Below are 26,767 nucleotides of genomic sequence, written 5' to 3' on the forward strand. Positions count from 1 at the left end.
ATATCGGCCCGTGGTGAGGGCTTGACTTGCGCGAGTTGCGTTATGTGAACTGGCGCACAAACTTGTCAAAGAATGCGAAGTTGACATCACGGCGATATCACTTTGGCACTCTCAAGTTGCGCATTTATGGTTTATTTCCAAATTGCTGTCAAGGTAAGCTAGCTGCCCTCGAGTGGGGGTGTGATCGAGTTGGCAGGTGTTGAGCGCCATTGGTCGACTGCCAGCAAAGTGCGAGTTTCGTGTGGTTAGAATTCACGACCCAAGCGCAAATAACCGCAAGAATAACCAGCAAATTCAAAGTTTTACTGAGTTTTTTGGACGGTCGTGCTGAAACACTCAATTGAATGGAATCGGGCGTTGCAATATATGCAGGAGGCGTGGTGGCACTTTGCCTAACAATTACTAGTTACCACAAGATCACCCCGGGACAATGCTCGGAGAAGGTCGTGGAAAGTAGTGCCATCACTATTGGACGTGGCCCGGATAATGACTGGGTACTGCCCGATCCTGAACGCTTGGTATCTTCACAGCACTGCGTCATCCAATTCAGGGATGGCCGGTACTATCTGACCGATAACAGTACAAATGGTGTGGAGTTAGTTCACGCCGGTATTCGCCTGCGCCGTGGCAACAGTGAGCCATTGATGGATGGCGAAGTTATTCGGATTGGCGATTACGAGATCCAGGCACGGGTCGATGCGGGCTTTTCCCTGGGCGCTGGCGGTCAGCCGCAAGCGCAGAGCTTCGAAGCGTTGATGGCCAATCAGGCGAGTGCCTCCAGCTCACCGATTGCCCCGGCACCCGCGGCCTTCTTGCAGGGGGCTTCGAGCCACGACACCCTGCCGGATCTGTTCGACTTTCTCGGCCCATCTTCCGTGCCTGCGGCCAGTCAAGCCGATCACCTGCCTGCCCAGCAACACGATTTCCGCCCACCCACGCCGCTCGCGCCACCCACGCCAGCTGAGGCTGCGCCCGCACCTGCCGGGCCAGGGGTGATCCCAGCGGACTGGCACCTGCTCGATGACCTGCCGCCGGTTGCCGCACCGGCGCAAGCTGTGCCGCCTGCCCCGGCCGCTGCGCCGCTGGCGCCAGCGCAAACAACTGCGCCTGTGGCGCAACAGCTGCCCCAGCAGGCACCCGAGCCTGCGCCGCGTGCAGCGGCTGCGGCGGTCGAAGGCGATGCGCTGCTGCAGGCCTTCCTGCGTGGCGCGGGTATCGAACATCTGCGCATCGATGGCGGTGACGCCACGGCGCAGATGGAAGCCATTGGTCGCAGCTACCGGCTGATGGTCGAAGGGTTGATCGACGTATTGCGTGCACGCAGCAGCCTCAAGGGTGAGTTCCGCATGCAACAGACCTCCATCGCCCCGGTGCAGAACAACCCCCTGAAGTTCGCCCCCAACGCTGACGAAGCCCTGCTGTTGCTGCTGCGCCATGGCAATCAGGCGTTTCTCGCTCCGGACCAGGCGGTACGCGACAGCTTCGATGACCTGCGCGCCCATCAGTTGGCCGTCATGGCTGGCGTGGAAGCCGCGATCAAGCACCTGCTGACGCGCTTCGAACCTGCTCGGCTGGAGGCGCGCCTAGCCCCCGCCGCAGGTTTGGCCAAGCTGTTCGGCGGCTCGCGCCAAGCCCATTGCTGGCAGCAGTTCACCGAGCTTTACGGGCAGATTTCGCGCGAGGCCGAGGACGATTTCCAAGACTTGTTCGGTCGCGAGTTCAGCCGCGCCTACGAGGCTCACAGCGCTCGCTTGCAACGCTCCTGAGGCACATGCAGCAGGACAGGAAGAACACCAAGACGTCATGAGGACGAGGATGAATGCAACAAGACTGATCGCAGTCGCGGCTCTCGCACTGCTCAGTGCCTGCAGCAAGGATGCGAGCGTAGCGCCCGTGGCCGAACAGGCCGCCGCCGGCCATGCCGTGACCCTGTACTTCAGCGCCGCCGAAGGGCTCAACCCAGGTGCCAGCGGTATACCTGCGCCAGTCCGGGTGCGTATCTACGAGCTGAAAAACAGCGCGGCGTTTGCCCGCGCCGACTACTTCGCCTTGGCCGAGCGCGCCCAGGCGACCTTGGCCGCCGACCTGCTCGACCAGGACGAGGTGCTGCTGCAGCCCGGTGAACAATTGAGCGTCGAGCGTCCCCTTGACCCGGCCACCCGCCAGATTGGCCTGGTGGTCGGCTACCGCGAAATCGACCAGGCCCAGTGGCGCAGCGTGCTCCCTGTGCCACCGCGCGATTATCAGATCAGCCTCGATGTGCGCGCCGTGCGCAGCGCCGTGGCCGTCCAACCCATTGAGTCTGCCCGCTAGGCAATCGGAGAACCCATGTCCTGGAACAATCGCGTGGTCTGGTCGGAAGGCATGTTCATCACGACCCAGCACTTCCAGCAGCAAGACCGCTACCTGGAGAACTTCATCGATGCCCGCAGCCGGCCATTGTCCTGCGCTGCCTGGGGGTTCTCCGAGCTGCTGATCGACCAGGGCCTGCTGGCCCAGGGCAAGCTGGCGATCCTCAGCGCGCGTGGCCTGCTGCCTGACGGCACGCCGTTCGATATCCCTCGCGATGACCTGCCGCCGCCGCCGCTGGAGATTCCTGATGACCTGCGCGATGGCCTGATCTACCTGGGCCTGCCGCTCAAGCGCGCCGGCGCCCGCGATACCGTCGACGAAGGCGAAGCTGCCGAAGGTGCGCGCTACGTCAGCCGTATCAGCGAGGTGCGTGACGATAACGCCCCGTTCGAGAACCGTGCGCCGCTGGCCCTGGGCAGCCGCGCCCTGCGCTTGCTGAGTGAGGTCGATGGGGTCAGCGATCATGCCGCGCTGGGTGTGGTGCGTATCCGTGAGAAGCGTGCCGACCGCGCCCTGGTGCTCGACGACAACTACATTGCGCCGCTGCTGGATGTGAGTGCCAACAACGTGCTCTCAGGGTTTCGCAGCGAACTGCTGGGCCTGCTGCACCAGCGTGGCGAGGCGTTGGCCGGGCGGGTGGTGGCCTCGGCCAACGGCGGCGCCTCGGAAATTGCCGACTTCATGCTGCTGCAACTGGTCAACCGCGCCCAGCCACTGCTCGAACACCTCAACCAGCTCAGCCCGCTGCACCCCGAGCGGCTGTACAGCGAGCTGGTCAGCCTGGCCGGTGAGTTCGCCACCTTCTGCAGTGAAGGCCGGCGTCCGGCCAGCTATCCGGTGTACCAACACGACGATCTAGCGGCGACCTTCGCTCCAGTCATGAGCGCATTGCGCGAAGCGCTGTCGATGCTGATCGACAGCAAGGCGGTCGCCATCCCGATCATCGAGAAGGCCTACGGCATTCACGTGGCCATGCTCGCCGACCGCAGCCTGCTCGACAGCGCCAGCTTCATCCTGGTGGTGCGCGCCGATGTGCCCAGCGAGACCCTGCGCAGCCGGTTCGGCCAGCAGAGCAAGGTCGGCTCGGTGGAGCACATCCGCGACATGGTCAACCTGCAACTGCCGGGTATCGGCCTGCTGCCGTTGCCGGTGGCGCCACGGCAGATCCCGTTCCATGCCGGCTCGACCTACTTTGAGCTGGACCGCGGCAGCGAGCACTGGAAGCAATTGCAGCATTCCGGTGGTTTCGCCTTCTATGTCGCCGGCGAGTTCCCCGGCCTGAGCCTGGCCTTCTGGGCCATTCGAGGATAAGCCGCGATGCACTCCGACGATCCGCAGGCGTTCGACCGCACCCAGTTCATGCCCAGGCCCGGTGGCCGAGGCCCGCAACCGGCCGCAGCGGTCCAGCCGGCCCCGGCGCCGCTGAACCTGCCCGCCGAGCCACTGGCGCCGGGCCAGGCCCAGGGGCTCAATCCGCTGGAGCAGGCGGCGGGGCCGCTGCTGGCGCTGCTCACCCGCTTGCGCAACACCATTGCGCACCCGGCTCCGGCCAGTTTGCGCGCGCAACTGCTGGCCTACCTGCGCCAGTTCGAGGAGCGCGCCGAGGCTGCCGGGGTGGCGCGCAACGAGGTGCTGCTGGCGCGCTACGCCCTGTGCACCGCGCTCGATGAGGCGGTGCTCAGCACGCCTTGGGGCAGCAGCAGTGACTGGAGCAAGCAGAGCCTGTTGATCACCGTGCACAACGAGGCCTGGGGCGGCGAGAAGGTGTTCCAACTGCTCGAACATTGCCTGCAGAGCCCGCGTGAGCGGCTGAACCTGCTGGAGCTGTTGTACCTGTGCACCAGCCTCGGCTTCGAAGGTCGCTACCGGGTGATGAACGGCGGCCGGGCGCAATTGGAAGCGCTGCGCGAACGCACCGCCTCGGCGATTCGTAGTGCCCGCGGTGATGTCGAGCGCGAACTGTCGCCGCATTGGCGTGGGGTGACGGTGACGCGTGATCGCCTGGCGCAGTTCGTACCGCCCTGGGTTGGCCTGGCGGTGGCCCTGGCCCTGCTGCTGCTGGTGCTGTTCGGCCTGCGCCTGAAGCTGGCCGCCGATGCCGAGCCGGTGTTTCGTGGCATCCATGCGCTGGGGGAAATCCCGGTGCAGGCGATGGATCGGCCAGTGGTCCAGGCGAAACCGGTGGAGCGCCCGCGCCTGGCGGGGTTCCTGGCAGACGACATCAAGGCCGGGCGAGTCAGCGTCGAGGATGCGGTCGACCGCTCGGTGGTGACCATTCGTGGCGATGAACTGTTTGCCTCCGCCAGCGCCAGCATCAAGGGCGATTTCGAGCCGCTGATGCTGCGCATCGCCGAGGCCGTAGCCAAGGTCAAGGGCAACGTGCGGGTCTCCGGGCACAGCGACAACCGACCGATCGCGACACTGCGCTTCCCCTCCAACTGGGCACTGTCGCAAGCCCGCGCCGAACAAGTGCGCGATATTCTCGCGGCGCGTACCGGCCAGCCTGAGCGCTTCACCGCGCAAGGCCTGAGCGACACCGAACCGCTGGCGTCGAACGACAGCGCCCAAGGCCGCGCGAAGAATCGCCGGGTTGAAATCACCGTTTTGGCGGAGGGCGTCGAGTGAAGGCGTTTTTCAGTTTTGTCATCCGCTGGGTGATTCCGCTGCTGGGCCTGCTGGCCCTGAGCCTGATCATCTGGTTCGTCGGCCCGCTGCTCGATGTACTGGTGCCAGCGGCGCCGCGCTGGGTGTTGATCATCCTGCTGTTCGCCGGCTGGCTCGGCTATCGCCTGTGGCGCATCGTCCAGGCCCGCCGGCAGGCGGCCAAGGTGATCCAGAGCCTGGCCGCAGAGAGCGCGCCCGACCCTGCCAGCGTCGCCACCGCCGAAGAGCTGGCGACCCTGCGCCAGCGCATGGACGAAGCCTTGCAGTTGCTGAAAAAGGCCCGCCTGGGGGGCGATGAGCGGCGCAACCTGTACGAGCTGCCGTGGTACGTGATCATTGGCCCACCCGGTTCGGGCAAGACCACGGCGCTGGTCAATTCCGGCCTGCACTTTCCGCTGGCGGCGCAGATGGGCGAGGGCGCCATTCGTGGCGTGGGCGGTACACGCAACTGCGACTGGTGGTTCACCGACCAGGCGGTGCTGCTCGACACCGCGGGCCGCTACACCACCCAGGACAGCCACGCGCAAGTCGACAAGGCGGCCTGGCTGGGCTTTCTCGACCTGCTGAAGAACCAGCGCTCGCGCCGACCCATCGATGGCGCGTTCATCGCCATCAGCCTGTCTGACCTGCTGCTGGGCAGCGAGGCCGAGCGCGCCGCGCATGCGGTGGCGATCCGCACGCGGATCCAGGAGCTGTACAGCCAGTTGGGCGTGCGCTTCCCGATCTACCTGATGCTGACCAAGCTCGACCTGGTGCCGGGCTTCATGGAGTTCTTCGACAACCTTGGCAAGGACGAGCGCGCCCAGGTCTGGGGCATGACCTTTGGCCTGGACGACGGCCAGCACGGCGAAGGCCCGCTGGCCCAGTTCGGCAGCGAGTTCGGATTGCTCGAGCAGCGCCTCAACCAGCGTCTGGTCGAGCGCCTGCAACAGGAGCGCGACCCGGCCAGGCGTGACTTGGTCTACGGCTTCGTGCAGCAGTTTGCCGCCTTGCGCGGTAACCTCAAGACCTTCCTCGATGGCGTGTTCAAACCCAACGCCTTCGAAGACCGCGCACTGCTGCGCGGGGTCTATTTCACCAGCGGTACCCAGGAAGGCAGCCCGATCGACCGGCTGATCGGCAGCATGGCCCAGAGCATGGGCCTGGACCGCGCCCACCTGGCCCGCCAGAGCGGTACCGGCCGCAGTTATTTCATCGAGCGTCTGTTCAGCGCCGTAGCCTTCGCCGAGCGCGGGTTGGTCGGCAACAACCCGCAGGTCGAGCGCCGGCGCAAGTGGATCGCCCGCGGCGCGTTGGCCCTGAGCGTGGCCTTGGTGCTGGTGGTCGGCACCTTGTGGACCCTCAGCTATCGCGCCAACCAGCAGTACATCGCCGAAGTCGACAGCCGGCTCAAGCCGTTGGGCAGAAGTGTTCAGGAGTTGAGCCCGGCGCAGCGCAACGTGCTTGAAGTGCTGGGGCTGCTCAATGCCGTGCGCGGCCTGGCCGACAACCCGCCAAGCTGGGCCGAGGGCCTGGGGCTGTACCAGGGCGACATGCTCGAAGGCGAATCGAACAGCGTCTATCGCAAATTGCTGATCGCTGTGTTCGCCCCCCGGCTGGTGACGCGCATCGAGGAGCAGCTGTATGCCGGTGGCCCGTCCGATTACCTCTACGAGGGCCTCAAGGCTTACCTGATGCTCGCCGACAGCGAGCATTACGACCCTGAGTTCATCAAGGCCTGGATCAGCCTCGATTGGGAGCGCAGCCTGCCGCGCGACCTGGCGCCCGAGCAGCGCCAGGCCCTGGAGCAGCACTTGCAGGCGCTGTTCGAGCGCCGGCCGCCAAATGCCCGCCTGGACCAGCGCCTGGTCGAGGACGTGCGCCGCCAGCTGCAGCAGTTACCGGTGGCCCAGCGCGTCTATGACCGGGTCAAACGGCAGAAACTGCCGGCTGGGGTCAGCGATTTTCGTATCAGCGACGCTGCCGGGCGCGATGCGGCGCTAGTGTTCCGACGCAAGAGTGGCAAGCCTTTGGACGAGCCGCTGCCGGGCATCTTCTCCGTCGAGGGCTACCGCAAGGCGTTTCTCGCTGCGAGCCTTGCGCACAGCGAGACGCTGGCCGAAGAACGCTGGGTGCTGGGCCGCGAGGCCAGCGAGTCGGGCGATGCCAAGCGGTTGGCCGCCGATGTGCAGCAGCTGTATTACCAGGACTACATCCGTCATTGGGATGCGCTGCTGGCCGACCTCGACTTCGTGCCGATCACCAGTGTCGGGCAGGCCGCCGATGTGTTGCGGGTGCTGTCCGGTCCGACCTCGCCGATGAAGAAGTTGCTGCAGGCGGCGGCCAAGCAAACCAACCTGGCGCAGCCAACCAGCCTCGACAAGGTCCAGGCCAAGGCCGAGCAGGCCGGGGTCGATCAGCTGCGTCAGCGCCTGGGCGGTCTGTTGGGTGATGCGCCGCTACCCAGCGACGACCCCGCCGCGCGTGAGCTGGACCCGGTGACCGCGCACTTCGCCGAGCTGGCCACCCTGGTGGAAACCAGCGAAGGCCAGCCAGCTGCCATCGATGCACTGCTCAGCGACCTCAATGCCCTGTACGTGCAGGTCAGCGCCATGGTCGGCGCCAGTGGCGACGCGCTGCTGGGCGAGGCCAAGAACCAGGCCCAGGCCGCTGCGCAGCGGGTCGCCCTGGGCGCTGCGCGTCAGCCTGAGGTGGTGCAGAACCTGGTGAGTTCGGTGCTCGGCTCGACCCACACCATTGTCATGGGCGGGGTGCGCAACCAGCTCAACGCCGCCTGGAACAGCGAAGTGCTCAACGTCTACCGCCAGTCGCTCAGCGGCCGTTATCCCTTAGTGGCCGGCAGTGCGCGCGATGCCACCCTGGAAGATTTCGGTCAGTTCTTCGGGGTGGGCGGGGTAATGGACAACTACTTCCGCAAGTACCTGCAACCCTACGTCAACACCTCCTCGACGCCGTGGAGCTGGCAGCCGGGGGCGGCGCAGAAGCTGGGTATCAACAGCAACGTCCTGGCCACCTTCCAGCGCGCCGCCGCCATTCGCGATGCCTACTTCCGTGCCAGTGGCGGCATGCAGCCGGGGGTACGTTTCGAGCTCAAACCGGTGGCGATGGATGCCTCGATCACCCAGTTCTTGCTCGATCTGGATGGCCAGCAGGTCAGCTACGACCACGGCCCGAGCCGGCCGGTAGCGCTGCAATGGCCCAATCCCAACAGCATTGGCGTGGTCCGCCTGTCGATCTCGCCGCCTGCGGCCAGCGGCCGCTCCGGGCTGACCATGGAGGGGCCGTGGGCCTGGTTCCGCCTGCTCGATCAGTCCGACCTGGTGGCCGCCGGATCGCCTGAGCGCTTCAACCTGCGCCTGCGCGTCGATGGCGCCAGTGTCTCGTACGAGTTGCGCGCCAGCAGCGCGTTCAACCCGTTCCGCAGCCGCGTCAGTGGCTTCAGCCTGCCGGAGCGCCTGTGAACGATTTCGGCTTCTACGGCAAGCTCGCCAGTCGCGGCGATTTTGTCAGTCGCGGTTTGCCGCAGAGCTTCATCCAGCCCTGGGATCAATGGTTGGCGGCGGGCCTGCAGGCCAGCCAGCAGCAGTTGGGCGAGCAGTGGTTGCAGGCGTATCTGGTCAGCCCGCTGTGGCGCTTTGCCCTGGCGGCGGGGGTATGCGGCGAGTCGGCGGTGGTCGGCGTGGTAATGCCGAGCATCGACCGGGTCGGGCGCTATTTTCCGCTGACTGTGGCGCAGCTGCTGGCACCGGGTGAGTCGCTGGCAGCCGCAGTGTCTGGCGGTGATGAGTGGTTCGAGCAGGTGGAGAGCGATCTGCTGGCAACGCTTGAGCCGCAGGCTTCGTTCGAACAGTTCGAGGCGGCCTTGCGCCCTTTCCCAGGTGCCAGGCCGCAGCTGCCGGGCGCACGGGCTTCGTTCACTGCGATGCGCAGGCTGCAGGTCACCACCCCTGAAGGGCGCGCACTGGCCCTGGCCGAGTGTGCCTGCGAGGGCACCAGCCTTTGGTGGGGCAGGGGTTCGGAGCGGATCGCCGCCGGCCTGATGCGCTGTGTGGGGTTGCCGCGCAGTGAGGATTTCGCCGGGTATCTCCTGGGCAACGAGGCAGATTGCAGATGACCGCCATGCATTACACCGCGGCCAGTTACAGCCATGTCGGCATGGTCCGCAAGATCAACGAAGACGCCTGCCTGGAATTGACCTGGGCGGGCTTGTGGGCGGTGGCCGACGGTATGGGCGGGCATGCGGCGGGCGATTATGTCAGCAGCCTGGCGGTGGACAGCCTGCGCAGTCTGCCGATGCTCGACTGCTTGGGCGAATTTGCCGATGAGGTGCGCGACGGGCTGTCCTGGGTCAATGGCACGGTGCGCGAGGAAACGCTGCGCCGGGGTGTGGCGATGATGGGCAGTACCGTCGTCGTGCTGGCCGCACGCGGTGACCAGGCGATTGGCCTGTGGGCCGGCGACAGTCGGCTGTACCGCCTGCGCGATGGCAGCATCGAGCGCCTGTCCCACGACCACAGCTACGTCCAGGAGCTGCAGGACAGTGGCCTGCTCAACGAGGCCGAGGCGCGTGTGCACCCACGCGGCAACATCGTCACCCGCGCCATTGGCGTCGAGGATCACCTCGAGCTGCAGGCGGTCACCTTGCAGGTACAGCCGGGCGATACCTACCTGCTGTGCAGCGATGGGCTGAACAAGACCGCCGAAGATCACGAGATCGCCGAAGTGCTCGGCCACGCCGATCCCTACCAAGTGGTGCGCAGCCTCGTCCATCTGGGCCTGACCCGTGGCGCGCCGGACAACATCACCGCTGTGGTCGTAAAGGCGAACTGAACAGAGCATGGACATGCACATCCCCGGATTCGACATCGACGGCGAGATTGGCCAAGGCGCCATGGCCAGCGTCTACCTGGCCACCCAGCGCTCACTGCAGCGCAAGGTGGCGTTGAAGGTCATGGCCGCGAGCCTGGCCGCCGACCCGACCTTCTGCGAGCGGTTCCTGCGTGAAGGCCGTACCCTGGCCCGCTTGGCGCATCCGCACATCGCCACCATTCACGACATCGGCAATGTTGGCGAGCTGTACTACATGGCCATGGAGTTTCTGCCCAGCGGTACGCTCAAGGAGCGCATCGCCGACGGCCTGACGCCGCAGCAGGGCCTGTTGTATGTGCGCCAGATCGCCCAGGCGCTGGGCTATGCCCACGCCCAGGGGCTGGTGCACCGTGACGTCAAACCGGCCAACATCCTGTTCCGCGCCGATGGCACCGCCGTGCTGTCGGACTTCGGCATCGCCAAGTCGCTGGATGATCGTACCCAGTTCACCCAGGCCGGCTTTGCTGTGGGCACACCCAGCTACATGAGCCCCGAACAAGCCCGCGGGCTTGAGATCGATGGCCGCGCCGACCTCTACGCGTTGGGCGTGGTGCTGTATGAAATCCTGGTCGGCAAGCTGCCGTACAACGGCACCGATGCGCTGTCCACGGCGTTGGCTCACTTGACCGAGCCACTGCCGGAATTGCCCATCGAGCATGGCCGTTACCAGGACATCCTGCGCGGGCTGCTGGCCAAGGACCCGAACGAGCGCTTCGCCGATGCTGCCGCGTTGCTGGCAGCGCTGGACCGCTTGCCAGCAGAAAGCACTGACAGCACTGTCATCCGCCCGCTGCCGCTACCACCAGTGGCACCGGCCAAGCCAGATCTGGCCGGGCTGACGCCGGTGTCTATCGAGATCCCCAAGGCGCCGCCAGCGCCCGAGCCGGTTAGCGCCGCCACTGTCGACCGCGCCCCTGCGCCAGCTGCCAAATCGGCATCGAATAAACCCGCCAAGGCAGTCCTGGCCTTGGCCATTGCCGCTGCGCTGGGCCTGGGTGGGGCGTTCTTCTGGCTGCTCGGCGGCGACCAGCAGCCCGCAGCGCAGGCGCCGCTAGAGCAATCGCCAGTGGCGCAGACCGCCGGTCAAACTGCGCCTGAGCGCACACCGCTCGCCGCCGTCGATGACCAGCGGCCGTTGCTGATGCCCGGCAAGAAGACCCTCTACCAGCGTGTGCTCAGCCAGCCCGGCGCGCAGCTGTTCGATCAGCCTGGCGGCAGTGCTGGCGAGCGTTTGCCAGCGTTCAGCGTGCTCTATGTCTACCAACGCAAGGAGGTCGACGGTAAGCCTTGGATCGAGGTCGGCAGCTCCAGCGATGGTCAGCGCGATGGCTGGCTGCCGGCCAGCGCGAGCAGTGATTGGAAACAGAGCCTGGTGCTCAAACTCACCGAGCGCTCAGGCCGCTCACCGGTGATGTTCATGCGCACTGCCGACGACGTGCAGCGCCTGCTCGATGACACCGGCCAGGCGCGCGAGCAGTTGCTCAAGGCGCAGAACCATCCCGAGCAGGTGCCGCAGGTCATGGCGTTGGAGCCGACTGCCAGCGCTGTGCCGCAAGAGCAGTTCTACCTGATGCCGATCTTCGATTTCCGCGAAAGCTTCGATGCTCAGGGCCAGCCGGTGCAACTGCTCAACATCGCCTCGATTGACCCGGGCGCCAGCGCTCGTGACACCCCGCCGAAGGCCGCCGGGGTGGCGGGTGCCGATGGCAAGGGGTTCCGCACCGGTATCGTGCTGGTGGTGGATACCTCGGTTTCCATGCAGCCCTACATCGACCGCGTGCGCCAAGTGGTCAGCGAGCTGCAACAGCAGTTGGCCGCACGTGGCGAGCTGGACAGCGTCAGTTTTGGCCTGATCGGCTTTCGCAACAGCACCAAGCGCACCCCGGGGCTGGACTACCTGAGCAAGACCTTGGTGAGCCTGGAGCAGGGCCGCGATCCGGCGCGCTTCCTCAAAGCTGCGGCGCAAGTGAAGGCCACCAACGTTTCCAGTCACTCGTTCAATGAAGATGCCTTTGCCGGGGTCATGCAGGCCGTTGAAGGCATGGACTGGAACGGCTATGGCGGGCGCATCGTGCTGTTGGTCAGCGATGCTGGCGCGCTGCGCAAGAACGACCCCTACAGCAGCACCCAGATGAACGAGGCCGAAGTGCGCCAGGCCGCCTTGAGCAAGCAGATCAAGATCTACGCCCTGCACCTGCGCACCCCGGCGGGGCAGAAGAATCATGCTGGCGCCGAGCAGCAGTACCGGGTGCTGACGGCCGACAGTAACCCGCAGATCGGCGACCTGTATGTGTCGGTGCCCGGCGGTGACGTCAACGCCTTTGGCGAGCGCGTGCGCGAGATCGGCTCGACCTTCGCCGAGTTGGTCCACCAGGTGCGTAGCCAGCAGCCCCAGCCGGTGCCATTGCTGACCTCGGCGTCGAGCCTGGCAGCCAAGTCGCAGGCCATCGGCTATGCCATGCACATGGATTTCCTTGGCCGCCAGAACGCCAGCCAGGCGCCGCAACTGGTCAGCGCCTGGACCGCCGACCGCGACCTGACCAACCCTGCGCTGCCCACCTTGCAGGTGTGCGTGATGCTGACCAAGCTGCAGCTCAACGATTTGCAGCAGTCGCTCAAGCTGATCGTCGATGCGGCGCGTAAGACCCGTAGCTCGCCTGGCGATTTCTTCAATGAGATCGCCAGCGCCAGTGCCTACATGAGCCGCGATCCTGGGGCACTGAGCAAGGGCACCAATCTGGCCCAGAGCGGGGTGCTCGGCGAGTACCTGGAAGGGCTGCCGTACCGCAGCAAGTCGCTGAGCATGAGCCAGGACCTGTGGCTGTCGCTGTCGGTCGCCGAGCAGCAAGACTTCATCGACGAGCTCGACTCGAAGATTCGTCTCTACGAAACCTTCCACAACGACATGGCCAACTGGGTGCGTTTCGGCAACGCCGAGCCGGGTGACGCCTTGTACCGTGTCCCGCTGTCGACGCTGCCGTGATGATCAACCTGCACGAGGTGCGCAAGACGCGTGGCGAGGGTAGCCAGCGCTACAGCCTGGAGATCGAGCGGTTGTGCTTGACGGCGGGTGAGCGGGTGGCGTTGGTCGGCCCCAGTGGCTGTGGCAAAAGCACCTTGCTCGACCTGCTCGCGCTGGTGCTCGAACCTGATGCTGCGCAGGCGTTCAGCCTCGCCCTCGATGGCCGCGAGGAAGATATCGCCGCGCTCTGGCGCAGTCGTCGGCTCGACCGTCTGGCCGCCCTGCGTAGCCGCCATCTGGGCTATGTGTTGCAGGCCGGTGGGCTGCTGGGCTTTCTCGATGTGCGCGGCAATATTCGCCTGCCTCGGCAACTGCTGGGGTTGGACGAGGACGGCAGTGTCGAGCGCCTGGCGCACGCGCTGGATGTACATGACCAGTTGGAAAAACGCCCGGGGGCGTTGTCGCTCGGCCAACGCCAGCGCGTCAGTTGCGCCCGCGCCCTGGCCCATCAGCCGGCGCTGCTGTTGGCCGATGAGCCGACGGCGGCGCTGGATCCGCTCAACGCCGAGCGGGTCATGGGCCTGTTGCTGCGTCAGGCCGAGGCACGCCGGGTGACCTGCGTGATCGCCACGCATGACGAGCAACTGGCCCGTGACGCTGGCCTGCGGGTGCTGCGCATGAGCTGTCGGCGTGATGCCGAGGGTGGTGTCACGGCTACCTTGGACAGGGCCGCCTGATGCGCCCGCGGCTGATCGCCAGCCTGGCCTGGCAGGACTATCGCAGCGATGCACGGCTGTCGGCCTGCAGCGTGTTGGCGCTGGTGGCGGTGATTGCGCCGCTGCTGGTGCTGTTCGGACTCAAATTCGGCTTGGTCGGTAGCCTGACCGAGCGCTTGCAGCGCGATCCTGGCGTGCGCGAAATCATCCCCTTGGGCGGTGGTCGTTTCGATGCCGCGTTCATCGCCAATCTGGCTACCCGCGATGAGGTGGCATTCGCCATTGCCCGGACCCGGCAGATCGCCGCGACAGCCGAGTTGCGGCTACCGGCACAGGGCCGCGCGGTGACGGTGGAAATGCTCCCCACCGCTGACGGCGACCCGTTGCTGCAAGGGGTGCCAGTGCCAACCGGCCTGCAACAAGCGGTGCTCAGCTTCACTGCGGCAGAAAAGCTTGGGGTCAAGGCCGGTGACTCGCTATTGGCCAGCTTCAGCCGCCAGCAGGCGGGGCAGTTGCAATGGCGCCAGAGCGAGCTGCAGGTGCTGGCGGTGTTGCCGCTGGCGGCCTTTGAACGCGATGGACTATTTGCCTCGCTGACGCTGCTGGAGGCCGCTGAAGATTATCGCGATGGCCGCGCCGTGCCTGCCCTGGACTGGGCCGGTGAGCGTGAGGCCAATCCCACCCAGCGGGTGTATCCGGCGTTTCGCCTGTATGCCCGTTCGCTGAACGATGTCGAGCCGCTGCGCCAGTACTTTGCCGAGCGCAAATGGCTGGTGTCGACCCAGGCGGCGCAGATCGCCCAGGTGCAGTCGCTGAGCCGCAATCTTGACCTGGTGTTCTGGATCATCGCGGCCCTGGCTGTCGCTGGCGCTACGGCCGCCATCGGCGCAGGCGCGGTGGCGGCGGTCGAGCGCAAGCAGCGCGAGTTGGCGGTGCTACGCCTGCTTGGCTTCGGCACTGGCGCACTGCTGCTGTTCGTGGTGCTCCAGGCGTTGTACAGCGGGGTGTTCGCCGCGGCCCTTGGCGGCCTGCTGTATGCCCTGGCCGAGCTCGGCCTGAATCGAATGTTCACCCAGGTGCCGGGCGAGTACGCCAGCCGCCTGCTGCCCCTGCACTACCTCGTCGCGCTGCTCGCCGTCCTCTCGGCCAGCACCTTGGCTGCCGCCCTGGGTGGCTGGCGGGTGGCGCGGATCGATGCTTGCGAAGGAATCCGTGATGTCTGAATTTCGCCTCGGGGCGCTGGCCCTGATCCTAGCCACCCTCAGCCTGGGCGCCTGCTCTCAGGCAGAGGATGAACAGCCCAAGGCAGCTGCCAAGGCTGAGACTGGCCAGCCGCTCGCCGCTGACAAGTTGGACAACCCCAAACCCTTGGCAGGGGATGTCAGCCTGCCGCTGCCCTGTGGCGGCGAAATCGTCTTCCGCCCTGTCTATGTATTGGCCCAAGGCAGCCTCGACGATCGTGAGGTGAGCCTGGGTTATCCCTTCAGCGAAGGCGAGGCGGGCTACAAGCAGTCGTTCATTTCTGGCTATCGGCGCGACTTCATCAACGGTCAGTTCAGCCTGGCCGACTTGGCCCCGCAGTGGCAACAGCAGGTCTCGCCGAACCTGCCCAAGGTCGACGCGAAAAGCCCGCTCAAACCGATGATGTATTTCATCGGCAAGTACGAAGTCACCGCCCGCCAGTATGCCCAGGTGATGGCCCAGGCCCAGGCGCTGGCCAGTGGCGAGCAGCCGCCGGCGTGCGCGCCAGTCACCGACATGGCCGGGCGCCTGCCCAAGGTCAAGCTGTCGCGCTTTGAGGCCGAGCGTTTCGCTGCGGTGTACAGCGCCTGGCTGATGCAGCATCACCGCGCGCTGTTGCCGGTCAGTGGCCGTGGTAGCAAAGCCGAAGATGGCGGCACTGGCTTCGTGCGCCTGCCGACCGAGGTGGAGTGGGAGTTCGCCGCGCGCGGTGGCTCGCTGGTCAGTCGCCAGGAGCTGGAGGGCCGCTTGTTCCCGCGCAAAGTCGAGGGCAGCGACAGCGAAGGGCCGTTGGCCGACTGGGCGGTGTTCAACCAGGTCGCCGGCGGCACAGGCCAGGCTGCGCGACTGTTGCCAATCGGCACCAAGTTGCCTAACCCGTTGGGCTTGTTCGATGTGATCGGCAACGCTGCGGAGATGGTGCAGGAGTCGTTCCAGCTGGTCCATGCCGGGCGCCGCCAGGGCGCTTATGGCGGCTTCGTGGTCAAGGGCGGCAACTACCTGGAAGGCGAGGGCACCTTGTTTACTGGCATGCGCCGGGAGTACCCGCTGTTTGGCGCCGACGGCACCGAGCAGCGCAACGAGACCACCGGTTTTCGCCTGGCCATTGGCGCGCTGTCGGCGCCGCGTTCGCGTTATCAGGAGCTGTTCGAGCAGTGGCAAAAGGAGGGTCGCCTGGCCAGCCTGACCGATGCCATCGATGACGCCCAGGACCCGACCAAGCGCCTGGACGGGATCATCGCCAGCGCCACCGACCCGCGCCTGCAAGCCGAGCTGGGCCTGGTCAATGAAGAGCTCAAGCGCAACGTCTCGCTGATCGCCCAGCAGCGCGAGGAGGCCGCCGGCAACTTGATCCAGTCCGCAGCCTTGGTGGCCGAAACCATCAACAACTACAACATTCGCCTGACCAACCTGCGCAACACCCAGGCCAAGGCGCAAGCGGCTGGCGATCAGACCAGCGCGCGCATGTACGGCGCCGCCATCGCCAACGGCCGCAGCGCCCTCGATGGCGCGGTGGCGATCTATATCGACAACCTGGCCAGCGGCACGCGCTACACCGACGCGGTGATCCAGGCGCAGTTCCAGCGGGTCAAGCAAGAACTCAATCTCAAGCCGGTCCTGGGCAAGAGCCTGGAGAGCCGCGCCACCCTGTTCGTCCGCCACGTCGGGGAGTACCGCCAGCAACGGCGGGCCGATCCGGCGACGATCCTCAAGGAGTTGCTGGCATCGGCCGCCCCGCGCCCTTGAACGACTGCAATGCAAGCAAGCCATCCCGGGCGGCATGACGCCACCCGGACCTGTACAACCCAAGCGAGAACCTGACCATGCTTTTCACCCGTAACGCTCTGATCAATGCCGCCCAGGCCCGTACCGCACTGCTCCTGGCCGCAGGCTTCAGCACCGTACTGTTGGCCGGCTGTGCTGGCTCGCCGGTCTCCAAGGTCGGTGCCAGCACCAAGGTCGAGTACTACCCAAGCTGCTACGAGCCTGTGCAGCACCTGCGCTCCACCGACTCCGACATGACCAAATCGGTCGCCACCGGTGCCCTGCTCGGCGCGGTCGGCGGCGCGCTGACCGGCGCCCTGGTCGACGGTGACAAGCGCGGCCGCAATGCCGCCATTGGCGCCGCAGGGGGTGCCCTGGTCGGTGGCGCGGCAGGCTACTACACCGAGCGTCAGAAACAGATCAGTGACGATAAGCAGCGCATCGCCTCGTATGCGACCGACATCGACAAGAGCGCGGCCGACATGGACCGCACCACCACTTACGCCAAGGCTTCGCAGAGCTGCTACCAGCGTGAGTTCGCCAACCTCATGGAAGGGCGCAAGGCCAACCGCATCAATGACACCGAAGGGCGCAAGCGCCTGGCCGAGATCGTCGCTGGCCTGCAAGAGTCGAATAACCTGATCAGCGCTGTCAGCGGTCGCCTGGGTGAGAACCTCAACAACTACACCCAAGCCTACGAGCAGGACCTCAAGCAGGTGGGTGTACAGCGCGCCGATGTGACCGTGGTGGCAGCGGCCGAAGCGCCGAAAGCCGCGACCACCGGCAAGAAGGCCAAGGCAGTGAAGAAGACCAAGCTGCCTGATGTGCCGAAAGAAGCCGTCGCTACCGAGAAGACCCTGCAGAACGCCACCAGCAAGAAAACCGAGGCCCAGCAAGTGGCCAAGGCTGGCCAGGATCAGGTCAACGGCATGTGCCGCAACCCAGACATGGGTGACTGGGCGCCGGTGCCTTGCCCGAACGTTTGATGCCTGATCTTCAAGGCAGTTAAGTTCCTCGTGGGAGCGGGCTTGCCCCGCGATCGAGTCCGTCAGCACGCGGATTCATCGCGGGGCAAGCCCGCCTCCCTATGAGGCACACCCGCCTACTCCCGCAAGGACAGCACTCGTGACAGACCTTTTGGCAAACCCATTGGGTAATACCTCGCAGTTTCTCGCGCGTCAGCGAATCCAGGCACGAATCAATTTGCCGAAAATGTTCGCAGCGATCGACGCCGACCCCCGAATCGTTGGGGCAGGGGTTGTGTACATTGACGCTGACTTCAATGTCATTACCCTGCGTGAATTCCAGCCAATCTGCAGTATCAGGCCCAAACGCGTGATTCTGCGGGAAATCAACAAATACCAGACCCCCGCGCAGTACACCGAACAGTTGCAAAACAATCCGCGTGAGTCGCGGGTGGTGAAGGAAGCGATCAACACCTCGCTTTCCTGTGCCGGTGCATTCATAGGCTGGTGGGTGGTTTTCAGCGGTACCATCGCCGCGCCGTTCACTGCAGGTACCAGCCTGGTGCTGACCTATGTTGGCGGTACAGCAGCCGCAGCCAGTACTGCCCAGTGCGCCATTGGGGTTATCCGTACGGTGCGCGAAGTGACCAATCCGGCAGCCAACGACGCACTGGATGAAAACCAGTGGTACCAGGCGGCTTCCAAGGTACTCGATGGCGCGTCGCTGCTGGGCGTCGGGGCTTCGGGGCTGACCACGCTCAAATACCTTCAGGTGCACAAGGCCGCGACCGGGCGTAGCTGGCTTGAGCTGACCCGATCACTCAGCCGGCAGCAGCGCAAGGCGCTGACCGATGAGCTGCTTTCGATCAAGCATCCCAGTCTCACGCCCAAGCAGCTCAAGTTACAGCAGGCTGCAGGCACCATGACCAAGCGCTACATGCCCACGCAGATCAACCATGCCACCCAGACGCTTTTGCGTGACTCTCTTGGTGCCACTTTTGGTCTAGCGGGCAGTGCCACGGTGCAGAGCATCGCTGTGGGCCTGTATGAGGAGTTTGAGTGATGATGAAGTTTGGCGAGTTCCAGGCGTTCATGCGGCGTTACTTCCCAACGTTCTTGTTGGGCTTTTTCACCTGTGTGATGTCGGGGGCTTTGTCACTGGCTATGTGGATCGATAGTCACTGGCGCAATCATCCGGATAATCCGTTGTACACCCTGATGGGCACTGCAACGCTAGCGCTGTTGCTCTGCGCTGGGCACTTCGCGATGATCCGCGGCCTCAAGTGGGCCATGTGGGTTGTTTTGCCCGTCCCGCTCGTGGCGCTGCTGATGGCCTTGAGTCTGTTGGGCAGCGGTTTGAATACAGTGCTATTGGCAATCTTGTTGGCGCTGCCTCTGCTGGCCATGTTGGTGTTCAATGGCAAGCGGCATCGCCAGATGCGGGCTGATTTAATCGCGTTGCGCGCTGCCAGGTCTTGAGATGCGTGGCAACTGTTGCGTCATTCACCTGGCGGGAGTGATGTGTGTCAGCACAATCGCGCAACGTGCAAAAGCCGCTCGGGCTATCACCGAAGCGGCGTTGTAACTATCAGCAGGTAATCAGTGAATGGGCTCAGAGCGATAGACGAACTTCGACGAACAAGCTCTGTTCGGTCAGTTTGCCCTTGAGCTGCTCGTCACGTGCGTTGATCCGATTGGCGAAGGTGTTGCGGCCGGTCTCGATCTTGCCCATGTCCACGTAGCGGTAACCACTGCCTAGGGTGATTTTGTCGGTCAGGGCGTAGTCCATGCCCAAGCCCAAACTCCAGGCAAAGTTGTTCTGGCCGTTCTTGGCGAACTGGCGCGAAGGGTTGCCCTGGTAGCCCTCAGACTGGACATGCGCAACGCCCGCGCCCGCCATCAGGTACCACGATAATTTGTCGGTCAGGGCAAAATCCTTGAACCCGTTGAGCATCAGGCGTTGGGAGTTGACCTCCATGCGATTGACGTTGGCATCAAAGGGCGACCAGTGAGAGTCAAACTGGCTGTTTTTGCGCAGGGTGTATTCAACCTCCGCACGCCAGCCATCGTCGAAGCCGCGGCCCAGTGCGATAGCGCCATTTAAGTCACGATCATTGCTTGGGCTTTTGATGCGATGGTCAACACGCGGGCTGGTCAGTTCGGCATCATGCAGTTTCTGGCTAGCGTTTTGCAGTCGCAAAGCGAGGTAGGTGTCATCGGCCAGGACCTGGGTGGAAGTCGCCAAGATGGCAAGACCAATGGCATGGAGGGCGAAAGCAGCTTTCATCGGGCGTATCCTGCACTGTGAATAGTGCGTAATACGGTAAGGAGCTGCTTGGAGTGCTGGCTGTAGGAGAAATCTGATATCTAGCGAGATCCGCCGACAGCTTCGTGCCGAACCCTCTGCATCAGTGGGCGGTGCCGTGCTTAGGCTGAACCCTCGGCAAACACACAGTCACTCGCAACCTGCCCTCTGCCAAGTTGCTTAGCACCAGTTTTACCTGCATGACTTAGCGCAATGCGCTGGGCGATGCTCAGCCAAGTCCATATCCTGCAAAGCTCAGGTGCCGAGCCGCCACCAGAAAGGTATGCAGGTTGGCGAACTGGCTGCTGTTCAGCCGGGAGCTGATACGCGGCGCAAGGTTGAGCACGGTTTCCCTCAAGCTTGTGGTTGGGCCAGCAGTTCACGGCCCTTGGCCAGATACGCCTGCATTTCATCGTTAGGCACCCTGTTGCCCCCGGTTGCCCACACCAGGTGGGTGGCGTTGGCCATGGCTTGGCGATCCAGCCCCAGGCGCACCCGGTAACCCTGCTGCTCAGCAAGGACTCTGGCCATACCCGGCACGCCGGCCAGTGCCGAAGGCTCAAGACGCAGACCCTCGCTGCGCTCCATCAGCGCCAGCAAACTGTACATTTCCTCGTCGCTGACCGTGTAGAAACCATCGAGCAAACGCTGCATGGCCTTGCCGACGAACCCCGAAGCGCGGCCCACCGCCAGGCCATCAGCGGCAGTCACATTGTCGATGCCGAAGTCCTGCACACTCACCTGGTCATGCAGCCCGGTGTATATGCCCAGTAGCATGCAGGGCGAATGGGTCGGCTCTGCGAAGAGGCAATGCACCGCATCGCCAAACGCCAGCTTCAAGCCAAAGGCCACGCCCCCGGGTGCGCCACCAACGCCGCAAGGCAGATAGACGAACAGCGGGTGCTGTGCATCGACGCGAATGTTCGCCGCCGCCAGCTGCAGTTTCAGGCGCTCGGCGGCCACCGAGTAGCCGAGGAACAGGTTGACCGAGTTTTCATCGTCGACGAAGTGGCAGCCAGGGTCGGCCTCGGCTTGCTGGCGCCCTTGGGCAACCGCCACGCTGTAGTCGCTGGCGTACTCAACCACTGTCACCCCGTGCGCGCGCAGTGTGTCCTTCTTCCACTGCCTGGCATCTGCCGACATGTGCACGGTCACCTGGAATCCCAGCGCGGCGCCCATGATGCCGATCGACATCCCCAGGTTGCCGGTCGAGCCGACGGCAATCGTGTACTGGCCAAAGAACGCCCGCGCCCGCTCGCTGTCGAGTAGCGCGTAGTCATCATCGAGCGTGATCAGCTTGGCGGCCAGGGCCAAGTCTTCGGCATGCTTGAGCACCTCATAGAAGCCGCCGCGCGCCTTGATCGAGCCTGAAATAGGCAGATGACTGTCGCGCTTGAGCCATAGCGCGCCGGTCAAGGTCTGGCCGTAGCGCTCGCTTAGCAATGGCTGCAGCCGAGTCAGCGGCATGATGTCGGACTCGATGATGCCGCCGCTGTTTTGCGTTTCTGGGAACACACGTTGTAAGTAGGATGCGAACCGCGTCAGCCTCGCGCTGGCATCGGCCACATCTGCCGCCGTCAGCCCTACATCACCCAGGGCTTGTGCGGTCGGTGCTACGGCGGGGTTGAACCAGGTGGTCTGTTGCAGCGCGACCAGATCACGGATCAACGGAAAACGGGCATACCACTGTTCGAGCGTGCTTCCCAGAATCATGACGGGGTCCCTGTGCTTGGTCAGTCTGAAACCTGTACTGCATTAGAAGGCACAGTGCGCAGAGTGACAAAGGATTGATGATCAGGGGGTAGATGATTTGCGGTCAACGGTAGGTGGCGCTTTTGCAGTTACCCTTCAAACCTGTACCCATGACTGAGGACGATGAGGCGTTGCTGGCAACGGTACGCGATCGGCTTGCTGCGCCTGAGCGGGTGAAGGTTTCGCTGGATGACCTATAGCCTTGGGTCGCTGTGGATAAACGTAGCGGGAGGAGGTTTATCGTAAGGTGGCTGAGCGTATGCCCGGGTGATTTGATTGAAGGGTGGGGCAGCTGAAAACAAAAAAGGCCCACCCGAAGGTGAGCCTTTGATGCTGTGTATGGTGCGGCACCAGGAGTCGAATTAGCCGTTAACATTATGATTTCAAACGAAATTTAAAGATCTCCTCCTGATTAGTATCGCTAAAACTATCCTAAAGCCACCCCGTTGATTTCATATTTTATTCATTAGAACTCTTCAAGTGGCTTAGTAAACCCGACTGGAGTTGTATGGCTTCGAGAAAATCAATGAAAGAGATCCAGTGATTTTCTAGCATGCGCACATATTGCGTTGGGGATTCAGAAATGGCACCTTTAGTGCTCGCTAGGGAAGATACTCCAAAGGAGGCGGGCATGGCCAATACTTATAATATATACAAGGTAAAACCCCATAAGTTGGAGCAGCTCAAAGAAAAGCTCCGGACGGTGGGGTTAGCTGAGCAGAAGACTCATGTTGCAAATTCTTACTCAAAGACATTTTACTATTCTGAAGTTAATCCGGGGAATGACGTTTGGTGGTGGGATACGTATCGGACCTTCTTTAAAGATGATTTGCCAGCACCTAAAAATATTTTCAATTTCGGGATGTTGCTTTGCCAACATACAGCCCAGCCTGAAACAATTTATGCGGTAAGCTTGGGTAAGTCGCACTTTTATCTATCTAAATTTATTCAGCTTGATTTTGGTATTGACTTGGCTATTCGTATGGCAGACGAAAACTCAATATTGCTGAAAAAAAGTCGTTACTTTACGGGTACAAAAAGACAGGATGTTTCTTCGTACCAGCAATTCCAAATTGATAGTTACGAGCCTGGGGAGTCGGTCGATCACCTCAAGCTAAAAGCAGCAGACAAGGATATTTGGGGTAAACGTAATATTATCTTTGCAGACTCTATCCAAATGGACATGGATAAGGCACCGCTTGAATTATCAGAAATTTTTGAACAGATTGAGAGAAGTTACCAGGGCGATAAAATCATACACTTGCCAAAACTGGAGGCTGTGACAGAGGAGTTGAGCGGTGAGCTGGATTCTGTAGCGTTTGAGAGTTTGAAGCGTGGTGAGGGGGGAGTCGCCATTCAGGAGTTTCAAGTGCACGGGGTTGCAATATGCTTTAGCTTCCATGACTACGACTATCGAATTTCAGCAAGAACTGAGGGTGATACATTCCGCAAGAGTTTAGGGAATACGCTAGACATTGCTAGTGTCTCAGGCTTTATTCAAGACCATGCTGAGATTACAAACATCAACGAGATCTCTATCCAGTTTAAGAACGAGGAGTCTGGGGCTTTTACTAAGCCGCTTAAAGAGCTGCTTGACTTTCCGATATCCTTCGATGGTGCAGATTACTTCCTTAAGGGAGGGGAGTGGTTTGTATTTAATCAGACTTTTATGGATTATCTGAAGCGTTCCTTGGAAAGTATCGATGTAGTTGTTGAAGAGGATTTAATAGAAGCAGATTTTCAGCGCTGGAAAGCCGAGAAAGAACGAAAAATCGCTGCCAACGAGCCAGTCGATGATAAGCTAACTTATCGGGAAGCATATTTTAATCAGAAAATATGTGCTGATCGTGGGTTTGTATTGCTTGATAGGCAGTTAACTCTGATACAGTCACTAAAGAAAAAGAAAAACCAGTACCGGGTTGAGGTCGCTGATATATATAAGTCAGGTGAGATCATTTCTGTAAAGATTTCTGAGACTAACTCTGAATTGATCTATAATATCGAGCAGTCCAAAGATTCCATAGAGCTGATCAAAAGGAAGACGATAAAATTTGACAAGTCAGTAAAAACGGCTTCGTTGTGGTTTGTGTTTGAAGGAGATATAGAGAAAATCACTGACTACAATTCCATTCAGTTTCTTCTAGCTGTGGAGTCATGGCACAAGCTTGTTAAGGGCTTCGGCCTTAAACCTAAAATATACATATCGAAGCATGTTGTTTGAGCTTATAAGTCTGAGTTTGGTTTTTGTTAGGCTTCAATTCGGGGGGGCTGTCACACATTACTGTTCGCTATTGGCCGCCCCCTGCCGGTTGATGATAGGCGGAGACCGCTCAAAAACGAACATTGCGGCCGACAATAATTCGGTGTGTCTTGGGGGTATGTAGCTAATTCATATTAAAAATCTATTGGTCTGATATTGGGTATGTCGTAATTACTTAGATTTGGAATGGCTGATGTCGAAAGGTTGTTCGCTTCGATTGGGCATCCGGTAGTCAGTTTTTGGAGTCAATAAGTGTGTTGAGTGCTTCAAATTAAAAACTATACCTATCAATATCTAGTCTCGTCATATCGGCAGAGTTTCAATGAGCTTTCTCCTGCGGGAAAGGGCTATGTCGCTCCAGCTTTGAAATAGTTCAAAAGCGCTTTCAGCGCCTATTGCTGTCATGGCTTCCAAGCTCCAATTTTTGTCTGGATCTAGAAAATTATGAGCCCAGTCTACTCCCGCGATAAACATAGAGCGATTACAATTACATGAGAACGGCCAAGAAACTTGGATAGCACCCGACACAGCAAATATAATTCCGAGCGCAAATCCCTGGACCTCATCATTCCAGTTAAACCATTCCCTTGTTCGGTTATGCTTAGAGAGCATTTGGTGCAATGTCTTCTCGGCGGATTTACCAAATAATCTTGAGTAAAATATCAGGTGTAGCTCGCTTGGAGAGCCAGTTCCTAAGTTTGAGCGTCGGGTAAAAGGCGACGTTGAAATCCCAATTTTTATAGACTCTGGTTCTTCGCAATAAATGAAATATAGCCCTTCGACTGCTTCACTATTGACTGAATATCCCGTCCGTGGACCAAATAGCATCCACTCTTTATCAAAATTATCCATGTCGGCACCTTGGAATTGCTAATATGTTCCTACGAGCAAGGAAGGGAACAAGGTAGTGGATCACGGTTAATACCGGGAAAGAGTGATCCGCTCCCTATAATGTTCTATTTATGCATAACGCATTTATGGTTTCTGTTTATTTTTTGAGTAATAAGCGATTTTGCTTGTCTGGAAGAAATATTTTTCTATGCTCTTTGAAGCTGTCAGGATATTTTTTGAGGCCGGTAGTGAGTATGACTTGATAAGATTTTCCATAGCTACCAAGTTCGCCAATTTTTTCAAGACAACGTTTAAGATTATCTAGTTCAATCCCCGATGTTTCTGGTGTGTCGATCAGCAAAAATCTGGGAAATGGCACGTCTTCTTGTGATAGGGATAGATTCATGAGAGCGAGGTAATACATAAGTCGTCTTGATACGGCTGAGCTGGCCTCTCTATATTCTCCGCTGCCAACTATCGGGAGGTAGTCATCTAAGCTTATGCGAGCAGTGTTGCAATCAGGTAGTGCGTCGGTCATTAACTTGTTATAAATGGAGCTGAGCTTCCCTACCTTGCCTTGAATATCTATTTTTGCTTTTGCTTCCAACGCATCTGTTTGCAGTTTTGAGCTTTCATGGTCGCTTCTCTTTCGCTCATAATCGTTTGTGAGGCGGACATTTTTGCTTTCCGCTTCAATTTGCTGGCGTATTTTGTCTATGTCTAGGCGAGTGTTTAGAATTTCATCGTCAATATCATTTATGGTGTCTAAATCTATTGGTGTGTCTAGGTTGTCAACTCGTTCTTCAATTTTTCGCATTAACTCTGGAATTTCTGCTTCCAGTCTGCGAATATTATTTTGAATAGTATTCAGGTCTTGGTTGCAGTCGGCGATGGCAAGTTCAATAGTTTGGGTTGTTTTGATTTTTGCTTTGTATATCTCTTTGTATTCTTTGGATGTATAGAAGAAACGTTGATATTGTTCTTCTTGTATCTCCGAGCCACAGACGCAATGACCTGTTGCCCGCTCAACCTTCCCCAAACAGTACGGACATGTGTCTGCCGAAAATAAATTAAGCTGATCATGCGAATGAATAATTTTTACGATTTGAGAAATTTCTCTTAGAGTGTTTTCTTTTACGGCGTTTAATTGTTGTTTTTCACCTAAGTTTGAGATTAGGTCTTTATTTAAATTGCTTAAATGTAGTTGCTTCTCGGTGATTTGGTTCTTTATGTCTGTCAGTGCATAATCGGATGCTGTTCCTTTGAACTCTCTGTTGCTTTTGAATTTGCTTCTAGCGTGATGTAAGCGTTCTAATTGATTCTCTTTTTCTTGCAGAGACGTCTGAAGAAACGAAATGTTCAGCGGTTCGGAACTTCCAGATAGCTCTTCAATGATTCGGGAGTATTCTTTCAGAAGCCCTGCCGCAATATTCTTATCTTTTTCTAGTGCTTTTGACTTGGAAAGAGATTCGTAGTATTCCGAAAATGTTTTCCCGACTAAAAGCTCAAATATGGCTTTTCTCAGAAGCTCGGAGTCATTCATGAAATTGCTTTGGGTATCTATCTTTTTATAAACCCCTTTAGGGTCGGGTTGCTGATCATGATAGATAAGTCGCATAAGATCGGTGAAATTAATTTTGAAGTTTCTAAAACCTTGGTATAGTTCTACAACGCTTATTCCGAGCTTCGAGAGAATCCAATCGGAAAATATATACTCAACTTCAGGGGAGCGAAATACCTGGAGTACGAAAGTGGGCTCATCGCTATTGTGTATTAATACTGTTGATCTCTCAATGATATCGCAGGCTTCTAAAATAGAGGATACGGTTATATCGTTGTCGTCTATGTAGCGAGTTAATTTATAGCATTCATTGTTTATACTTATATACAACTCGACGCGATTGTCTTTGTCTTCTGTGATTTGTTTGTGCTGCTCTTTCTTCTCTTTGCGGCTGAATTCGCTAACTCGCCCGCCAAGCCCGTAATAAATCAAATTGCAGAAGGTGCTCTTGCCTGTTCCGTTGTCACCCTCTATAAGAATGAGGTTTTCATCAAATAGGGGGGATTCGAAATGATAGTTCATAC

The 26,767-nt window shown here is 60.2% G+C and carries 19 protein-coding genes and 1 pseudogene; 16 read left to right on the forward strand and 4 right to left on the reverse strand.

The window, feature by feature from the left end; genetic code table 11:
• Positions 1-380: 380 nt before the first annotated feature.
• The 14 genes from tagH (at position 381) to OIU19_RS12430 (ending at position 19,013) form a co-directional block, all read left to right on the forward strand.
• Positions 381-1,766: a type VI secretion system-associated FHA domain protein TagH gene (gene tagH, locus OIU19_RS12365; protein WP_264235238.1), complete on the forward strand. Its 1,386-nt coding sequence runs from the start codon at positions 381-383 to the stop codon at positions 1,764-1,766.
• 49 nt (positions 1,767-1,815) lie between these two features.
• A complete protein-coding gene (tssJ, locus tag OIU19_RS12370) occupies positions 1,816-2,313 on the forward strand; it encodes a type VI secretion system lipoprotein TssJ (RefSeq protein WP_186552830.1) in 498 nt (165 codons plus the stop codon).
• Positions 2,314-2,328: 15 nt separating this feature from the next.
• Positions 2,329-3,663, forward strand: coding sequence for a type VI secretion system baseplate subunit TssK (tssK, locus tag OIU19_RS12375; RefSeq protein ID WP_264235239.1), 1,335 nt, complete (start codon positions 2,329-2,331; stop codon positions 3,661-3,663).
• Positions 3,664-3,669: 6 nt separating this feature from the next.
• Positions 3,670-4,977 (forward strand): DotU family type VI secretion system protein, encoded by a 1,308-nt coding sequence (locus tag OIU19_RS12380; RefSeq protein WP_264235240.1) that lies wholly within the window; start codon positions 3,670-3,672, stop codon positions 4,975-4,977.
• Complete coding sequence (gene tssM, locus OIU19_RS12385; RefSeq protein ID WP_264235241.1) at positions 4,974-8,477, forward strand: type VI secretion system membrane subunit TssM; 3,504 nt, start codon at positions 4,974-4,976, stop codon at positions 8,475-8,477. Before OIU19_RS12380 ends, tssM begins: the two co-directional genes overlap by 4 nt.
• On the forward strand, positions 8,474-9,130 hold the full coding sequence (gene tagF / locus OIU19_RS12390) for a type VI secretion system-associated protein TagF (RefSeq protein ID WP_264235242.1): 657 nt from the start codon (positions 8,474-8,476) through the stop codon (positions 9,128-9,130). Before tssM ends, tagF begins: the two co-directional genes overlap by 4 nt.
• Entirely contained in the window at positions 9,127-9,846 is a 720-nt protein-coding gene (locus OIU19_RS12395) for a PP2C family serine/threonine-protein phosphatase (RefSeq protein ID WP_264235243.1), read from the forward strand. Before tagF ends, OIU19_RS12395 begins: the two co-directional genes overlap by 4 nt.
• A 7-nt stretch (positions 9,847-9,853) precedes the next feature.
• Positions 9,854-12,868, forward strand: coding sequence for a serine/threonine-protein kinase (locus OIU19_RS12400; RefSeq protein WP_264235244.1), 3,015 nt, complete (start codon positions 9,854-9,856; stop codon positions 12,866-12,868).
• Positions 12,868-13,584: an ABC transporter ATP-binding protein gene (locus tag OIU19_RS12405; protein ID WP_319004511.1), complete on the forward strand. Its 717-nt coding sequence runs from the start codon at positions 12,868-12,870 to the stop codon at positions 13,582-13,584. Before OIU19_RS12400 ends, OIU19_RS12405 begins: the two co-directional genes overlap by 1 nt.
• Positions 13,584-14,786, forward strand: coding sequence for an ABC transporter permease (locus tag OIU19_RS12410; RefSeq protein ID WP_264235246.1), 1,203 nt, complete (start codon positions 13,584-13,586; stop codon positions 14,784-14,786). The genes OIU19_RS12405 and OIU19_RS12410 overlap by 1 nt, the downstream gene beginning before the upstream one ends.
• Positions 14,779-16,551, forward strand: a complete 1,773-nt coding sequence (locus OIU19_RS12415) for an SUMF1/EgtB/PvdO family nonheme iron enzyme (protein WP_186552821.1) — start codon at positions 14,779-14,781, stop codon at positions 16,549-16,551. The genes OIU19_RS12410 and OIU19_RS12415 overlap by 8 nt, the downstream gene beginning before the upstream one ends.
• Positions 16,552-16,628: 77 nt before the next feature.
• On the forward strand, positions 16,629-17,555 hold the full coding sequence (gene tagQ / locus OIU19_RS12420; RefSeq protein ID WP_264235247.1) for a type VI secretion system-associated lipoprotein TagQ: 927 nt from the start codon (positions 16,629-16,631) through the stop codon (positions 17,553-17,555).
• A 151-nt stretch (positions 17,556-17,706) separates the two neighbouring features.
• On the forward strand, positions 17,707-18,597 hold the full coding sequence (locus tag OIU19_RS12425; protein ID WP_372353310.1) for an NAD synthetase: 891 nt from the start codon (positions 17,707-17,709) through the stop codon (positions 18,595-18,597).
• Positions 18,597-19,013: a hypothetical protein gene (locus OIU19_RS12430; RefSeq protein WP_264235248.1), complete on the forward strand. Its 417-nt coding sequence runs from the start codon at positions 18,597-18,599 to the stop codon at positions 19,011-19,013. The genes OIU19_RS12425 and OIU19_RS12430 overlap by 1 nt, the downstream gene beginning before the upstream one ends.
• 133 nt (positions 19,014-19,146) lie before the next feature.
• Here the strand turns inward: OIU19_RS12430 and OIU19_RS12435 are convergent, their stop codons facing one another.
• Positions 19,147-19,821, reverse strand: coding sequence for an outer membrane protein (locus tag OIU19_RS12435; protein ID WP_264235249.1), 675 nt, complete (start codon positions 19,819-19,821; stop codon positions 19,147-19,149).
• Between the two features lie 372 nt (positions 19,822-20,193).
• Entirely contained in the window at positions 20,194-21,552 is a 1,359-nt protein-coding gene (dsdA, locus tag OIU19_RS12440; protein ID WP_264235250.1) for a D-serine ammonia-lyase, read from the reverse strand.
• Positions 21,553-21,677: 125 nt separating this feature from the next.
• On the opposite strand from dsdA, the pseudogene OIU19_RS12445 reads away from it, so the two are divergent.
• Positions 21,678-21,791 (forward strand): annotated as a pseudogene (locus OIU19_RS12445) (type II toxin-antitoxin system RelB/DinJ family antitoxin); the annotation flags it as partial.
• A gap of 431 nt (positions 21,792-22,222) precedes the next feature.
• Positions 22,223-23,812 (forward strand): DUF6119 family protein, encoded by a 1,590-nt coding sequence (locus OIU19_RS12450; protein ID WP_196163314.1) that lies wholly within the window; start codon positions 22,223-22,225, stop codon positions 23,810-23,812.
• 342 nt (positions 23,813-24,154) lie between these two features.
• On the opposite strand, the gene OIU19_RS12455 is transcribed toward OIU19_RS12450, so the two are convergent.
• Together OIU19_RS12455 and OIU19_RS12460 are read right to left on the reverse strand one after the other, a co-directional pair.
• On the reverse strand, positions 24,155-24,703 hold the full coding sequence (locus tag OIU19_RS12455) for a GIY-YIG nuclease family protein (RefSeq protein ID WP_196163315.1): 549 nt from the start codon (positions 24,701-24,703) through the stop codon (positions 24,155-24,157).
• A gap of 136 nt (positions 24,704-24,839) precedes the next feature.
• Positions 24,840-26,765: a hypothetical protein gene (locus OIU19_RS12460; RefSeq protein ID WP_264235252.1), complete on the reverse strand. Its 1,926-nt coding sequence runs from the start codon at positions 26,763-26,765 to the stop codon at positions 24,840-24,842.
• Positions 26,766-26,767: the final 2 nt, after the last annotated feature.

Source organism: Pseudomonas sp. BT-42-2 (assembly GCF_025847435.2).
In the GTDB taxonomy this organism is placed as follows: domain Bacteria; phylum Pseudomonadota; class Gammaproteobacteria; order Pseudomonadales; family Pseudomonadaceae; genus Aquipseudomonas; species Aquipseudomonas urmiensis.